18 protein-coding genes are annotated in these 12827 nt (G+C 65.6%); 11 read left to right on the top strand and 7 right to left on the bottom strand.

Annotated features, from left to right (window positions below; all coding sequences use genetic code 11):
• Positions 1-104: 104 nt before the first annotated feature.
• The 5 genes from BRA1253DRAFT_RS44090 to BRA1253DRAFT_RS37210 all read right to left on the bottom strand — a co-directional run bounded on the left by BRA1253DRAFT_RS44090 (position 105) and on the right by BRA1253DRAFT_RS37210 (position 1938).
• The gene (locus BRA1253DRAFT_RS44090; RefSeq protein WP_007602872.1) at positions 105-314 is read right to left on the bottom strand and encodes a hypothetical protein; all 210 of its coding nucleotides are present in this window, start codon (positions 312-314) and stop codon (positions 105-107) included.
• Entirely contained in the window at positions 311-577 is a 267-nt protein-coding gene (locus tag BRA1253DRAFT_RS37220) for a hypothetical protein (protein WP_007602871.1), read from the bottom strand. The genes BRA1253DRAFT_RS44090 and BRA1253DRAFT_RS37220 overlap by 4 nt, the downstream gene beginning before the upstream one ends.
• Positions 577-747 (bottom strand): hypothetical protein, encoded by a 171-nt coding sequence (locus tag BRA1253DRAFT_RS44085; protein ID WP_007602870.1) that lies wholly within the window; start codon positions 745-747, stop codon positions 577-579. The genes BRA1253DRAFT_RS37220 and BRA1253DRAFT_RS44085 overlap by 1 nt, the downstream gene beginning before the upstream one ends.
• Entirely contained in the window at positions 744-1529 is a 786-nt protein-coding gene (locus BRA1253DRAFT_RS37215; protein ID WP_007602869.1) for a hypothetical protein, read from the bottom strand. The genes BRA1253DRAFT_RS44085 and BRA1253DRAFT_RS37215 overlap by 4 nt, the downstream gene beginning before the upstream one ends.
• Positions 1530-1605: 76 nt before the next feature.
• Positions 1606-1938 carry a hypothetical protein gene (locus BRA1253DRAFT_RS37210; RefSeq protein ID WP_007602867.1) on the bottom strand — a complete coding sequence of 111 codons (333 nt, stop codon included), beginning with the start codon at positions 1936-1938 and terminating at the stop codon, positions 1606-1608.
• A 150-nt stretch (positions 1939-2088) separates the two neighbouring features.
• Here BRA1253DRAFT_RS37210 and BRA1253DRAFT_RS37205 point away from each other — a divergent pair, with 150 nt between their 5' ends.
• Positions 2089-2379, top strand: a complete 291-nt coding sequence (locus BRA1253DRAFT_RS37205; protein ID WP_007602865.1) for a hypothetical protein — start codon at positions 2089-2091, stop codon at positions 2377-2379.
• On the opposite strand, the gene BRA1253DRAFT_RS40645 is transcribed toward BRA1253DRAFT_RS37205, so the two are convergent.
• Positions 2325-2870 (bottom strand): hypothetical protein, encoded by a 546-nt coding sequence (locus BRA1253DRAFT_RS40645; RefSeq protein ID WP_007602863.1) that lies wholly within the window; start codon positions 2868-2870, stop codon positions 2325-2327. The two genes, BRA1253DRAFT_RS37205 and BRA1253DRAFT_RS40645, sit on opposite strands and share 55 nt — an antisense overlap.
• Before the next feature lie 143 nt (positions 2871-3013).
• Here BRA1253DRAFT_RS40645 and BRA1253DRAFT_RS37195 point away from each other — a divergent pair, with 143 nt between their 5' ends.
• From BRA1253DRAFT_RS37195 to BRA1253DRAFT_RS37165, 6 genes are all read left to right on the top strand, one after another.
• On the top strand, positions 3014-3304 hold the full coding sequence (locus BRA1253DRAFT_RS37195; protein ID WP_007602861.1) for a hypothetical protein: 291 nt from the start codon (positions 3014-3016) through the stop codon (positions 3302-3304).
• Positions 3294-3641, top strand: coding sequence for a hypothetical protein (locus tag BRA1253DRAFT_RS37190; protein WP_007602859.1), 348 nt, complete (start codon positions 3294-3296; stop codon positions 3639-3641). The genes BRA1253DRAFT_RS37195 and BRA1253DRAFT_RS37190 overlap by 11 nt, the downstream gene beginning before the upstream one ends.
• Positions 3638-3949 (top strand): hypothetical protein, encoded by a 312-nt coding sequence (locus tag BRA1253DRAFT_RS37185; protein ID WP_007602857.1) that lies wholly within the window; start codon positions 3638-3640, stop codon positions 3947-3949. The genes BRA1253DRAFT_RS37190 and BRA1253DRAFT_RS37185 overlap by 4 nt, the downstream gene beginning before the upstream one ends.
• On the top strand, positions 3946-4293 hold the full coding sequence (locus BRA1253DRAFT_RS37180; protein ID WP_007602855.1) for a hypothetical protein: 348 nt from the start codon (positions 3946-3948) through the stop codon (positions 4291-4293). Before BRA1253DRAFT_RS37185 ends, BRA1253DRAFT_RS37180 begins: the two co-directional genes overlap by 4 nt.
• Positions 4294-4643: 350 nt before the next feature.
• Positions 4644-5288, top strand: coding sequence for a hypothetical protein (locus tag BRA1253DRAFT_RS43110; protein WP_007602848.1), 645 nt, complete (start codon positions 4644-4646; stop codon positions 5286-5288).
• Positions 5285-5584 (top strand): hypothetical protein, encoded by a 300-nt coding sequence (locus BRA1253DRAFT_RS37165; protein WP_007602847.1) that lies wholly within the window; start codon positions 5285-5287, stop codon positions 5582-5584. The genes BRA1253DRAFT_RS43110 and BRA1253DRAFT_RS37165 overlap by 4 nt, the downstream gene beginning before the upstream one ends.
• Before the next feature lie 783 nt (positions 5585-6367).
• Here BRA1253DRAFT_RS37165 and BRA1253DRAFT_RS37160 read toward each other — a convergent pair.
• Entirely contained in the window at positions 6368-6943 is a 576-nt protein-coding gene (locus BRA1253DRAFT_RS37160; protein WP_007602846.1) for a DUF2235 domain-containing protein, read from the bottom strand.
• Between the two features lie 254 nt (positions 6944-7197).
• Here BRA1253DRAFT_RS37160 and BRA1253DRAFT_RS37155 point away from each other — a divergent pair, with 254 nt between their 5' ends.
• From BRA1253DRAFT_RS37155 to BRA1253DRAFT_RS37140, 4 genes are read left to right on the top strand one after another with little or no spacing between them, the layout of a single operon-like run.
• A complete protein-coding gene (locus tag BRA1253DRAFT_RS37155) occupies positions 7198-8343 on the top strand; it encodes a patatin-like phospholipase family protein (protein WP_007602835.1) in 1146 nt (381 codons plus the stop codon).
• A 2-nt stretch (positions 8344-8345) separates the two neighbouring features.
• Positions 8346-9401 carry a cyclic GMP-AMP synthase DncV-like nucleotidyltransferase gene (locus tag BRA1253DRAFT_RS37150; RefSeq protein ID WP_007602833.1) on the top strand — a complete coding sequence of 352 codons (1056 nt, stop codon included), beginning with the start codon at positions 8346-8348 and terminating at the stop codon, positions 9399-9401.
• Between the two features lie 40 nt (positions 9402-9441).
• Positions 9442-11181 carry a ThiF family adenylyltransferase gene (locus tag BRA1253DRAFT_RS40640; protein ID WP_007602831.1) on the top strand — a complete coding sequence of 580 codons (1740 nt, stop codon included), beginning with the start codon at positions 9442-9444 and terminating at the stop codon, positions 11179-11181.
• Positions 11178-11657 (top strand): Mov34/MPN/PAD-1 family protein, encoded by a 480-nt coding sequence (locus BRA1253DRAFT_RS37140; protein ID WP_007602830.1) that lies wholly within the window; start codon positions 11178-11180, stop codon positions 11655-11657. Before BRA1253DRAFT_RS40640 ends, BRA1253DRAFT_RS37140 begins: the two co-directional genes overlap by 4 nt.
• Positions 11658-12827 lie beyond the last annotated feature (1170 nt).

Below are 12827 nucleotides of genomic sequence, written 5' to 3'. Positions count from 1 at the left end.
CCTCGCCGGGCTCGTAGATAAGCGCCGAGATGCGGCAGATGAATCCTTCCCGTCCTGGGCGATCATGACCCGGCCCGCCGGGATGTCGGGGTTCGTTAGCAGCTTCACAGGCCTGCCCTCCTCTTTGCGTCGGCGATGATCCACCGGCGCACGTGCGGCATCGTGTCGGGATGCGCGCGCAGTTCGTGGCCGACGACGACGGCGCGCGAGACGATCGCGAGCGCCTGGACCGTCGGCGCCAGGGCGATGACGGTCTGGTCCTTGCTGATCACGACGCGGCCGCGATCCAGGCTGGGGTCTAGGAGGAACCTCACGACACACCCTCCCAGTCGTCCCCGAGAATGTAGGGGCCCTCGCTGATGAGCCTGAACTTGGCGTCCTCATCCATCAGGCGAACGGCCGCTGCGTGGTCATGGGCGCCGAGGAGGCAAAGCCGGTCTGCCAGTTCGTCGCGAGACAGCACCGGCGGTGCAGCGCAGAGGCCTCCGAGTTGCTCCAGCTTTTCCATGCCTTCGATGCGGCCGGGACCAAGGCTGCCCGTGAGCTGCGCGGTCAGGAAGAACTTCTGATCGGTCATCACTTCGAATCCTTCTTGTCCGCCGGCGGGCCGAACGCCTTCTCGTAGTCGCGCCATGCGGCGGCCTGCTCCGCCGGCGTCATCTCCGACCACCGCACGATGACGTCGCGCGCGCCGTTCTCGTCGATGCGCGTGACCCCGTAGAGCGGATCGTGCGGGCTGCCGGTCATGCGGCGATCCTGTGGTCGTTCGACTTGCACGAGTTGCAGCGGCGATTGTGGATGCCTTCCGACGCGAACGGCTTCTGGCACGTCATGCACTTGCGCGGCTTCATCGCGGACAGATCATTGGGCTCGTTGCCGGAATTCCTCGTGATCGAGAACCGCGACATGGCGGTCTGGATCGCGTTGACGCTCGTGCCGAACTCTCGGGCGATGTCCGCGGTCGGCGTGCGCGGCATGCGCATGGCCATCTCGCGCAGCTTGGCGACGTTGTCGTCGGTCCAGCGCAGGTCGACCATGGGCCAGTCGTGGACGGCGTGCTTCGCCGAGCCCGGACGAGGAATGCCGCCCGCCGGCGCCGACACTCCGAGGCGGCGCCGCTCGACGATGATCCAGGCTTTCGACACGCCGAGCTCTTCCGCGATCGCGGCGCTGTCGCGGCCGTGCTTCTCGATGGCGGCCAGCAGCTGCTCGTCGGTGAACCGGCGCGTCCTGCGGTTTCCGCCGCGGCGCTTCGGCGGCGTGAGTGCCGCCACCAGGGCCTCCGCGGTCGGCTGCGCGACCGGCCGGACGACGGGCGGCGCGACCCGCGCCACCGGCGCCGGCGTGACGTCGATCATCGGCGCGGACGGGGCCTGCAGCCCCGAGGCCATCATCAGACGGAGAAGGTCGACCGCGACGACGCCGCGCTCTGCTTCCGTCATTTGCTCCGACAGCACGGCGGCAGCGCTGGCGGTGATGAACCCGGCCAGCTCGGCGCGCTTGCGTGCGATTTCCTCAGCGACACCCATTCCCAGTCCCTGCCCTCTTGAAGGCCCCCACGATCCGGCGCCGCCCGCCCCCGGCAATGGCGGCGCCGGTAGCTCGCTAGATGATCAGCGCGCCGAGCATGAGCGAGCCGAGAGCGACCGCGTCCGCCTTCGACGGCGGCTCGTCGAGCTTGGCCTCGATCTTGGCGACCTCGGCCTTCGCCTTCTCCTCGAACTCAGCGAGGTGGCTATCGATGCAAAGCAGCACGGCCCTGACGTTGGCGCGCGCGTTCTTCAGCCAGAGGCTTCCCTCCGTCGACATGTGGATGTCTTCGATGTGCGCCAGCAGCTCGGCGGCGGTCGCCTTGATGTCCGACATCGTCGGCGGCGGAACGATCAGGTCGATGCCGGCGGACAGCGCTCCGGCGGCCAGGTTCTCGGTATCCGTCATGGGTGCCTCTCCCGTTCTAGGACTCGAAATCGGCCAGATCCTTAAAAAGCGAGCCGCCGATCTTACCAGCCGTCAACAACCGTCGTGTACTGCGTATGTCAATATGTATTGGACATCGTAGTCCACTAACGGTCAAGAAGGAGACCCCGAATGAGCAAAGGTCACACCGACTTCAACCCCAACAGCTTCGCGTGCGGAGCGCTCGGAGGCGCGTGCATGTTGGCGAGCGCTCTCGGCGCCGGCCTGCGGAACGCCGCCTCCCAACGCGCGTCCCGCTGGGAGGCGTTCCGGCGCGCCGAGCTCGAAGCGATCCTCGAGCTGACCGAGTTCAAGCTCGAGCGCGCCGGTCGCGAGGTCGAGGAGCTCCGCCTCGAGCAGGCGAAGCATCAGGCCGCGCGCCGGCGCGTCTTGATCGGCCGCGGCGGCAACGAGGCGGCGTAGTGCGCGAACCCCGGTGTCGGCTCGACGTAGAGCGGCACCGGGGGCCACGTCTCGGCCTGCAGCGGCTGCACCCGCCGCACGCCCTTGAGCTGGTAGATATTCCTGACGTGCGCGGAAATCGCCGGTTTGTCCGAGGAAATCAGCGTTTCGCACTCGGTCCGCGACAGACCGGGCAGCCACGACTTCACGTCCCGCGGCAGCCAGAGCGGCACCGGCGCCGGCCGATCGGCGAGGATCGAGTCCGCCGCCCAGGTGAGCACCGCGCGCGACACCTTGTCGTGGTTGGTCGCCATGGAAACCTCCGAGGCGATCGCGTCCTTGAGCGCGCGGGCGTTGGGTCCGTCGCCGATCGGCGGGGCCGGCACGCCGCCGCCGATCACACGATCGGCGAGCCTGGCGGGCATCAGCACCAGCTCCCAGAGGAACGCGAACGGACCCCCGAAGAGCCGTCCGAGCGCGGACTTGATGGCGGAAAAGATGGATCGAAGCATCGTGGTCACCTCCGTAGTTGCGCGGGAGACTATGGCCGACGCGGCTGCAAGGCGCAAAACGGCCAAGGATTCGGACCGGATTGACGTATGCGGCTGATTTACGTATGTTGTCCATGAGTGGTGGACGATCGGAGTGCCCGAGAGTGAATAGGAACCCGACCCTTCCCGACCTGCTGACGATGACCGGCGTCGGAGTTTACGGCGCCAACTGGCGCGCGCGCCTGGCGGCAGCGCTCGGCATCTCGCGCATGACGCTCTGGGCGATGCTGCGCGGCGACGGCAAGCGCAGCGCCATCGACATCGACAACCGGCTCGTCGACCTCATCGAGCGCGACGCGGCCGCGGAGCGCGGCGTCATGCTCACGCAGCTCCGCAACCGCGTCGTCGCGTTCGCGGCCAAGGCCAAGCGTGGAGGCACGCGCGATGCAGCTTGAGATGCAGCCGGACCTGTTCTCGTGGCGCCCGGTCGCCCCACCCGCGAGCGGAAGCATGCAGAGGCCCTGGACCGCGCGCGACAAGGAGCGGCTGGCCGCGCTGTATCTCGAGGGCAACATGCCGGACGTCGCCGCCATCGCCCGCGCGCTCGGCCGCAGCTACAGCAACGTCGCGTGCCAAGCCTCCCGGATGGGTCTCGCGTTCACGAAGCGCGGCGTCAACGCCAAGATGCGGCGCTGCATCCGCCAGTGCGGTCGCGATTTTTGGAGCGAGGGCTTCGAGAACCGCGTCTGCCCCACCTGCAAGAGGTCCCGCGAATATCTGGAGTGCGCATGATGGCCGAAATCATCGATCTCGACTCCCGGCGCGATCCCGGCGACGTCGGGTGTAACCTCGTGAAGACCGAGAAGGTCATCACGGTGCTCGGATCTGACTACGTGGTCCGGCCCCTGCGCGGCACGACGGGTCGCGGATGGTTCTCGGTGCGCGACTCCAACGACAAGATGTTGTTCGTGCGGATGATTGGATTTCCCGAGGCGCTGATCCCCGACCTGATCATGACGTGGCTCGATGGGAGGTCCGTCGGACGGCGTGACGCCGCCAACGCGTGGAAGACCCCGGCCACCGGAGGAGACCTGCTGTGAGCAAATTTCGAGAACGGATCGAAGCGGCACTGCGCAAGGCCTTCGGGCCGCGGGGACTGGATCGCGGCGAAAAGCTGTTCGGGCTGAGGCCCGGCGAGCTGCGAATGCTCGACTACGCCGAAGCGGAGGCGGCGGAGTACATCGAAGACCTCGTCCTCGCCAAGCTGCGCGACCGCGCCGACGCTCTGAAAGCCAAGGCCGATGCCGCCGCCGCCGACGTGGCGGCGTTCCAGCTCGCCAGCCGCGAGCGCCTCGCTGAGATCGAGCTGGCGGAGATCGTCGAGCACGATGATCTGGTCGATCGTCTGCTCGAGGTCAGCATGCCCGGACGGGAGGCAGCGTAGTGCATTTCGGATCCATGCCGCCCCGCCCGGCGCCAAAACCCAAGACGCCAGCGGCCCCTGCTCCCGCGTCCCCCGCTCCGGTCGCGCCGGCGACAGCGCAGTCGTGGCGCGACGGACCGAGGGCGACACCGCTCCCCGCACCCGTCGTCCCGCCTCGGCCGGCGCCCCCGCCGAGGCCCGCGGCTCCGACGTCGCTGCCGCGCGCGCCCGTCGTCGCTGCCGCAGCCAAGCCGGTGATCGCGGCCCTCAAGCCGCCGGCTCCCCCGCCGCGGCAGCAGATGCGGCCCCAGGCAAAGCCGACCCAGCCCACGCTGACGGCCGACGACATTCCCTGGTGATGGAGGAGTAGGATGAAGATCAACAGCTATACGTTGGACCCGCGCAACGCGCTCGCCGTCCGCTTCCTGCAGAGCCGTCCGATCCAGATCGGCACGCAGGGATTCCTGATCTCCGTAGCGATGGATCTCTATAATCGCGGCAGCTTGTCGAAGGGCCAGCGGGAGTCGATCGAGAGTATCGCCGCCAAGTCGAACTGGCAGCCGAGTGATCCGCTGCCGCCGACGGTAGACGACCGCGGCGAGCGCCTGTCGGTCTACATCACTCCGGGCTGCAGACCGCCGGACGAATTTTTCGAAGGTCTCATCGAGCGCTACAAGCCGATGGGAAAGACCGGCATGGACTGCATGCACGACCCGGTCTTCATGGCCATGCTCGACCCGATGCCGCTACCGCTCGATGCGCCGTACCGCCTGCTGACCAGTTGCGGCACCTACCGGCTGACCGGAACGGGCTGGGGTGGACGCGCAGGATTTACGCCGCGGCACGCAGAATCCGCCGACACGCTCAACGACGTGGTCTCGCCCGAGTTATCGACGCCGGACACGGTCTATCGCTTCCGCAACCACCTGGTCGACGGCACCAAGCGGGGCGGCGGCCGGACGTGGTGGGTGTTCGGCGAGCGCCGGATGCGCGAAGCTGCCGAGGTCGCTGCTTGACCCCTCGCCTGACGCCCGGGCCCTTGCACCTCCTGGTCTCGATCGCCCGCGGCGCCGTGCTCAGGCGCTACCGTAGCGATTATCCGTTCATTCTGGTCAGGCCGCCGGGCCCAGGCGACGAACTCGATTCCGAGGTGTCAGTTCACGCGCGTGCCGCCAACACGCTGACCAGGCTCGCGCTCGTCGAGCCTATCGACAAATTCGACTGGCGGATTTCCGCCGCCGGTCGGGCTTGGCTGGCTGCGAATGGGATTGCGGCGAAAGTGGAGAAACAGCGGAGTCATTCGCGTCCTTAGGGCGTGAGTAACGTGGGGCGTCGTCAATTTGCCCATCACTGGTGACAGCATCACCGGTGACGCTTCCGATTCAGCGCACGGTGCGACGCGGTGAGATACGGTGAGATACGGTGCGATAGACTCGCAACTAGCCTGCAAGCTGATGCATCGAATGGGAAGCTAAGGGTGAGTTCCCTGCTCGTCGGCCGGGCGCCGAATGTAAGAAAGCCGGGGCATGAATCGATTTGTGCCCCGGCTTTCTTACATCTCGGAGCCCTCGGCAGATCCAATGATGGCAGGTCGACTAGCGTTCGCCGTCGAGCAGCCGCTTGATCTCTCGATCCAAATCCGGCGCCGGCGCATGCGGAGCCGTCAGTGAAAAGCCCTCCGGGATCATCGCCTTCAGCTCGCGGACCAGGAGCGCCGAGAGGCGCAGCAGGACGGCGACGGCCAGGCACGGCGGGATCGTCCACCGGGCGACAGCATCAGCGGCTCACAGGCACGCTTGACCGCGGCGGCAGCGCCCTCACTCGCGGTAAGCTTCGCCCGAGGTCAGGAACCCCTCGGGGCTGGCCGCATTGCTGGACTACGGTCTGATTCGGCCGACAGTCCGCGTGATCGCGAAGGATTCTTCGTCCCGTTTTCCAGCGTGGCCATTCCGTTGCTCCAGATGTCGAACTGGAATGGCTATCGTTTAAAAGTTTTAGCTGATCCGAAATTCGCATAAGAAGCCTTATGCGAACTTCGTGCGCTCGGCGTATGGCCCTTGGTTGCTGAAGCTTCTCTCTTAATCAGAGTCTGTTTTCAGCCATTTTGAGTCTGCCTAGAGACAATCGTCGAGCCGCTGGCCGCGATCGCCACAGCACGGTAGACGCTGGCTTCCGTGGCAAACGCGACTGCAGCCCACCTCCACTCTTCGCGACGCAGCGGCGACCCATAGGGCATCCTGGTCGGCACGCCGCAGAGCCCGATCACCGCCGCCAGGCATCTCACCGTGTAGGCGCCTCGACTGAAGCCGAACAGGAAGATCCGGTCTCCGGGCCTCCACATGCGGATGATGGCTGCGTAGCAATCGACGATGTTCGTCGTGATCCCGAGCCCGGTCGCCTGGCTCGCGACATTGTGGAGCCATCGGTAGGCCCGCGTGGCAAAGATTGCGCCTCCGGGCGGCTGGGAGCCAAGACCGGCATCGTAGAACGCCAACTGGTCCGCAGGGTCGATGTCCGTGTCGGGGCCGCAGCGGCTCGCGCGGTACAGCTTGTAGATGTTGGACCGATTTTCGTCCGGACGCAGGCCGCCAGCCTGGCCCGTGCCATCGGAGAAAATCAAGATATTGCGCCCCCTTAGGGGCGGATTCTCAACCGATACCTCATCGCTCATGGCAAAATCGGCCTACTGCAGGTTGAAGTTGTCTATGAAGCGCGTGCGATTCGTTGGGTGTCAATATCTAGCGGCTCAAAAATTTCGACTATCAACATCTTGAAGAATTGGGGGACCCATCCCACCTGACTGGGATATGTGCCCGAAATACGGGCAGCGGTTTCGGCCTTGGGGGGCCTTATGCGGGTCGCGAACGAAAACTCGCGCGCGCCGGCGCGCCAATTCAGCGGTCCCAAGGACCGGTCGGAGGGCGCATGACCGATGGTCGCCCTTTCCGCGTCCTGAGCCTGGACGGCGGCGGCATGCGCGGCACGTACACGGCGACTTACCTCGATCGCGTCGCGACGGCGTTCGCGCGGCGCAGGAAGCTCGATTCTCTGGATATAGGCAAGGGGTTCGACCTGATCGTCGGCACCAGCACCGGCGCGATCATCGGCTGTGCCCTCGCCGTCGGCAGGCCGCTTTCAGAGGTTGTCGCCCTCTATCGCAAGCACGGTCCGAAAATCTTCTCGAAAAAACTCCCCTCAAGCCTGGTCAGCGTAGCTCCGGACCTGCTTCTGCGGAAAAGGGCTCTCGAGGCCGGGGAGGCCGAGCTGCTCGGCGCGCTCGTCGGCACCATCGGCGAGGAGACCATAGCCGAGGTCTACGAACGGCGCGGCATCGCGCTGGCGTTTTCCGCCGTGGAGATGAGCCAGCATCGAGCATGGGTTTTCAAGACGCCCCATTTCGCCGCCACCAACCATCGCGACGACAACTACCGCCTTGCCGACGTCTGCCTCGCGTCCTCGGCCGCACCGCTCTATCGCTCGCTGGCCGCCATCGATCAGCCGGACGGCGGCGACGGCAACCCGTTCAACGTGTTCGCCGACGGCGGACTGTGGGCCAACAATCCGGTCCTCCTGGGCCTGATCGAAGCCCTCGACGTGGCCGAGGCCGGTCGCGAGATCCAGATATTCTCGCTCGGAACGTGCCCCGTGCCGCAGGGCGAGCAAATACCGAGAGGCGACCGGCACCGCGGCCTCCCGGAATGGAAGTTCGGCGGAAACGCCGCGAGCCTGTCCGTCGACGCGCAAGAGTTCGCATTCGACCACATGGCGCGAAAACTGACCAAGCACGTCAACCGCAAGTGCAGCATCGTGCGCTTCCCGCACGACAAGGTGCCGGCGACGCTGGTGCCCTACCTCTCGCTCGACGACACGCGCGAGGAGGCGATGAACGCGCTGATCACCCAGGCGCGGACCGACGCCGACATGACGAACAGCAAATGCGCCTACCGCGACACCGATCCGGAGGCCGAGCTGATCTGCTCGCTGTTCGAAACCGCCCCTCCCCTTGAAGAGCCGCCGGCCGCTCGGCGATCGAGGGATATCGATGCCGCGGCCGCCAGCCTATCGAGGTGACCATGTACGATTGTTCCGACGACGTTCTCGCATACCACGACGACGAGGTGACGCTCCCGGGCGCGGAGCGCACCGCGATGAGGAAGCGGCGAGACGCCAACCGTGAGCGTTTGACCAAAGGCCTGTCCGAGGCCAAGAAGCCTGCGCCGCTCCAGTTCAAGTCGCAGGGCAGCTACGCCATGAGGACGATGACGCAGCATCCCGACAACGACTACGATATCGACGACGGCGTCTATTTCGCCAAAGAGGATCTGGTGGGCGAGCGCGGCGCCGAGATGATCGCTCTTCAGGCGCGTCAGATGGTGCGCGACGCCGTCGACGATGGGGGCTTCAAGACGCCGCCGGAAGTACGCAACAACTGCGTGCGCGTCTACTATAAGGCGGGATACCACGTCGACCTGCCCGTCTACCGCCGGGTCACGGCCAAGGACGCCTTCGGCAACGAGTCTCACTTCTACGAGCTCGCCAGCACCGACTGGAAGCGGTCGGATGCGCGAGACGTGACCGCGTGGTTCGACAAGGAAAACGACGCGCAGAGCCCGGACACCGAAAACGGCCGTCAGCTTCGGCGCGTCGTGCGCGAGATCAAGAAGTACGCCAGAAGCCGGTCGAGCTGGAAGGCCCAGATCCTGAGCGGCTTCGGCATCACCAAGCTCGTCACCGAGTGCTTTCATGGCGTCGCCGATCGCGAGGACAAGGCGCTGCACGACACCATGAAGGCCATCCGCGACCGTCTGAAGTGGAATCTGGTGGTGCAGCACCCCGTGACACCGGGCGACACCATCACCAAGGGCAACGAGGATCCCAAGGCCAAATTCCTGCGCGAGAAGCTGGACGAGGCCTTGGCGAACCTCGCACCGCTCTTCGACAGCGACTGCGACAGTCAGAAGGCGCTGAAGTGCTGGGACAAGGTATACGCCACTGAGTTCTTCAGCGACTGCTACAAGCCGGTCAGCAAGGCCTCGAGCAGCGTCGCGGCCCCTGCGCTCGCGGGGCTGTTCTCCGGACGGGAGCCGGAGGCGGCCGTCCGGAAGGATGGTGGCGGCCGGTATGCCTGATCGTGTGTCGCGGCCTCCCTCCTTCGAGGATGCGCTCCTCATGGTCGAGGACCGCATCCGGCGGAGGCTGGGCGGCTTCGAGCGACTCGATCGGCGGGCTCTCGGCAAGTACGCGGCCCGGCGGCCGGCGGCCGGATGGCGGCTGACGATACCGACGCCGGAAGGAGACCGGCGCCTCGACGTCATCGTGCCCAGGCAGTTCCCCTTCGCCCTTCCTTGGGTGGCCTTCGTCGGCCCGTCGATGTTCCTGAAGTGGGCCCATTTCGAGAGGGACAGCGTCCTTTGTCTCGATGGCGAGGGATTCGATGTCGAGCGGCCCGGCGCCGTGGTGGCCGACCGCATCGCGTCCGCCTGTCGGCTCATCGGCGAGTGCGAGCGCGGCGAACGGGGCGGCGACTTCGTCGACGAATTTCTCTCCTATTGGGGCCAGGCTTCGAACGACGAGGGCGTTCCGATCTACAGCCTGTTGCCGCCGAACGGCCCGTCGAGGTTGGTGCGGGTCTGGCGCGGCAAGCGGTTTGTGCTCGTCGCGGACGATGACGAGGCGATCGCAGCGTGGTTGAAGAACCGCTTCGGCTCGGTCGACATCAAGACCCAGTCGGGAGCGCTCATCTGGCTGGATCCGCCACCGCTGCCCGCGGCCTTCCCTAACAGCGGCGCCACTGTTCGCCGACTCGCTGCGGAAGCCGGATTTACCGACGAGCAGCTCTGCGAACTGGTGACGCAGGATGCCAGCGGCGCCACCCTGCTGCTGGGGATCGACACGCCCGCCGGGCCCGCCCTCGCCTCGACTTGGGTCCCCCATCCCACCCGGCGCGGGCGGTCGACCCTCGGTGACGGCTTCAGGAACAAAATGGTGCCGGCCCAGATCGCACTCGGGCGCTATTTCGGCGGTAGCCCAATCAAGCGCGCGAGCGTCGATCGGGCCGATGCGTCCTGGATTCACGGACGAGGTGTGAACCCGAGATTCGATCGTTTCCGTGGCGCGAAGGTTGCAATCATCGGATGCGGCTCGGTCGGCGCCGCCATCGCCGTTCTGCTCGCCCAGTCGGGTATCGGCCGTTTCGTGCTCATCGATCCGGAACGACTCGCCTGGGCGAACGTCGGCCGGCATCCGCTGGGCGCTCCCTACGTCGGAACGCACAAATGCATCGGGCTTGCCCGGAAGATCCGGAGCGACTTCCCTCACGTTGCCTCCGTAGATGCGATCGCGCGCGACATCGAGAGCGTCATCATGGACGGGCCCGATCCCCTCGCCGATTGCGATCTCGTCGTCTCGGCGACCGGTTCGTGGGCCACCGAAGCATTCCTCGACGTCTGGCACGTCGGCTCTAAGCTCGAGGGGCCGGTGGTCTACGGCTGGACCGAAGCCCATGCGGCCGCCGGACATGCGGTCGCGATCGCCAAGAACGGCCGGAGGTTCCGGGAAGGCTTCGACGCCTGCGGCAAGCCCCATCTGCAGGTGACGGAGTGGTCCGGACCCACGACGCTGCGTGAACCGGCGTGCGGCGCGGTCTTCCAGCCCTACGGGGCCGTCGAATTGTCCTTCACTGTCGGCATGATTGCTGAGGTGGTTCTTCGCGCTCTCGATTGCCCGGTGACGGCATCTACGCACGGTCTCTGGATCGGTCGGTCCGAACCGTTGAGAGCGGCAGGCGGCGACTGGGACCCACGTTGGCGATCCACCGTAGGCTTCCGCGACGAAGGAGGATTCGTGACCCAACTTCCGTGGGCGGATGGTTCCGCCGCGGTTATGACCGCCGCCGAGGCGGCCGAATGATCGCGTACCCCGTCGGACTTTCTGGTCAGACGCTGGTGTTCACGGATCCGGTCGTCGAAACCTTCTCGAAGAACAGACAACTGCGCTTCTGGCAGCGCGAGGCCGGCGGCCAACTGTTCGGTCGTTTCCACGGCTCGAGGATCGAAGTCGTAGAGGCGACCGGCCCGGGACGGACTGATCGACGAACCAGAACGTCGTACATCCCGGACAGGCGTGCCGAGCAGCGCGAGATCGACGACCGCTTCGGTCGCGGTCTTCATTTCGTCGGAGATTGGCACACCCATCCCGAAAGGATCCCGAGCCCCTCCCATCCCGACGTCTCCAGCCTCGACGATACCGTGCGCAGATCGCTCCACGCCATGCTGGCCTTCGTGCTTGTCGTCGTAGGCCAGTTACCGGCGCCCGAAGGGCTTCACGTCTCCGTCTTTCGCGGCGACGGCATTCCATATGTATTGAGGTCGGACACGGGGGCTTGAGCGCGTCGAAAAGATCGGGGACATGCTGGTCAAGAAGCTACGCTCTTGATCAGTTGAGCCGCCTTTCGAAGGGACCAAACACCGGTTTGCGGCGTTGCCCGCACGGACTGAAGGTCCGCACAGACTCAGAATACCTGAGAAAACTCGCCAGCGAGCTCTAAAATGCGCGTTTTTCGCACTCCGAATTCTCAAGCAGTCGGAATATCCAGCGAAATCAGGCAGTCCTATTCACCTATTCCGAGTCTCAGACCCACGAATTGTGAGTCCACTGTTTTAGAGGCACTCGAACTGTGAGTCCGCGTCTGCTTTGCGGCGACGGGCACAGTTCATCTCCTTCAGCCGAATTCGCTTTTCGCCGCCAACGGCAGACTGATTGCGAACGCTAGTAGAGCCGCTCGGCGCCTCGTTTGCGCGTCGTGGATCGGAACGGGGCCGCCTGCATACTTCGGTGTGCAAGCCGCCGGCTTCGGGACCGGCATTGGGAAGCTAATTTTTCTACAGCCCAGATCGCACGGTTTCCTACCGTGCGATCTGGGCGACATGGTCCAGGGCCCCCTCGGAAGTGGTCGTGGACAAGGGGCGCCGCGGCGCCCTGCCGCGATGTTGTGGCCCCTTTCGCTACGTCCCATCGCCGCCCAGGCGGACGACGCCAGATTCGCATCGTGCCGTTCCCCACCGGCGGCACCGCGGCCCCCCTGAACCTAGGCGTACGTTTTCTGCTGTGGCGCTCACAGGCCCCCAACTCGAGGCGTCTGAGGGGGCCATCTGCCGGTCAAAGCCCGCATTTTGCGATCGCAAATCAAATGGGAAGCTAAGCTTTTTTCGCTGCTGGTCCTGCCCCCGAACGACGACCGGGAAGGCACGGTTCCGGTGCGCCGGGATAACCTGGGGATGGCTCTTCATCCGCGCGAGACCGCAAAGCCGCCCCAGGCCCCCGTTTCCTCCGACGAGAGAGTGCGGGTTATTTCAGCGGCGCTGAAATTTAAGATCGCCCCAAGGCTGGATCCTCCCGTAAGCCTTCAGCCCGCGCTCGTCGTGCTGGGGTCCGAGGGGATCAGGATGGGTAGCGCATTCGAACCATCCCACTGTTCGCTCCCATACTGACGTCGGAACGGCTCTGCCAGCGCAACGCGCTGCGCTAGGAACGCAATGTCCTTGAGCGAGCTGACA

The organism is Bradyrhizobium sp. WSM1253, from assembly GCF_000244935.1.
Lineage (GTDB): Bacteria > Pseudomonadota > Alphaproteobacteria > Rhizobiales > Xanthobacteraceae > Bradyrhizobium > Bradyrhizobium canariense.
The sequence above is the reverse complement of the archived record's forward strand: the minus strand, read 5'-3'. Positions and strand labels throughout refer to the sequence as shown.

Coding starts and splice junctions, on each gene's coding strand:
- BRA1253DRAFT_RS37220 (WP_007602871.1), bottom strand. CDS start 577: ATGACCGATCAGAAGTTCTTCCTGACCGCGCAGCTCACGGGCAGCCTT.
- BRA1253DRAFT_RS37190 (WP_007602859.1), top strand. CDS start 3,294: ATGCAGCTTGAGATGCAGCCGGACCTGTTCTCGTGGCGCCCGGTCGCC.
- BRA1253DRAFT_RS37150 (WP_007602833.1), top strand. CDS start 8,346: ATGTACGATTGTTCCGACGACGTTCTCGCATACCACGACGACGAGGTG.
- BRA1253DRAFT_RS43110 (WP_007602848.1), top strand. CDS start 4,644: ATGAAGATCAACAGCTATACGTTGGACCCGCGCAACGCGCTCGCCGTC.
- BRA1253DRAFT_RS37215 (WP_007602869.1), bottom strand. CDS start 1,529: ATGGGTGTCGCTGAGGAAATCGCACGCAAGCGCGCCGAGCTGGCCGGG.
- BRA1253DRAFT_RS40640 (WP_007602831.1), top strand. CDS start 9,442: ATGGTCGAGGACCGCATCCGGCGGAGGCTGGGCGGCTTCGAGCGACTC.
- BRA1253DRAFT_RS40645 (WP_007602863.1), bottom strand. CDS start 2,870: ATGCTTCGATCCATCTTTTCCGCCATCAAGTCCGCGCTCGGACGGCTC.
- BRA1253DRAFT_RS37185 (WP_007602857.1), top strand. CDS start 3,638: ATGATGGCCGAAATCATCGATCTCGACTCCCGGCGCGATCCCGGCGAC.
- BRA1253DRAFT_RS37205 (WP_007602865.1), top strand. CDS start 2,089: ATGAGCAAAGGTCACACCGACTTCAACCCCAACAGCTTCGCGTGCGGA.
- BRA1253DRAFT_RS44085 (WP_007602870.1), bottom strand. CDS start 747: ATGACCGGCAGCCCGCACGATCCGCTCTACGGGGTCACGCGCATCGAC.
- BRA1253DRAFT_RS37140 (WP_007602830.1), top strand. CDS start 11,178: ATGATCGCGTACCCCGTCGGACTTTCTGGTCAGACGCTGGTGTTCACG.
- BRA1253DRAFT_RS37160 (WP_007602846.1), bottom strand. CDS start 6,943: ATGAGCGATGAGGTATCGGTTGAGAATCCGCCCCTAAGGGGGCGCAAT.
- BRA1253DRAFT_RS37210 (WP_007602867.1), bottom strand. CDS start 1,938: ATGACGGATACCGAGAACCTGGCCGCCGGAGCGCTGTCCGCCGGCATC.
- BRA1253DRAFT_RS37155 (WP_007602835.1), top strand. CDS start 7,198: ATGACCGATGGTCGCCCTTTCCGCGTCCTGAGCCTGGACGGCGGCGGC.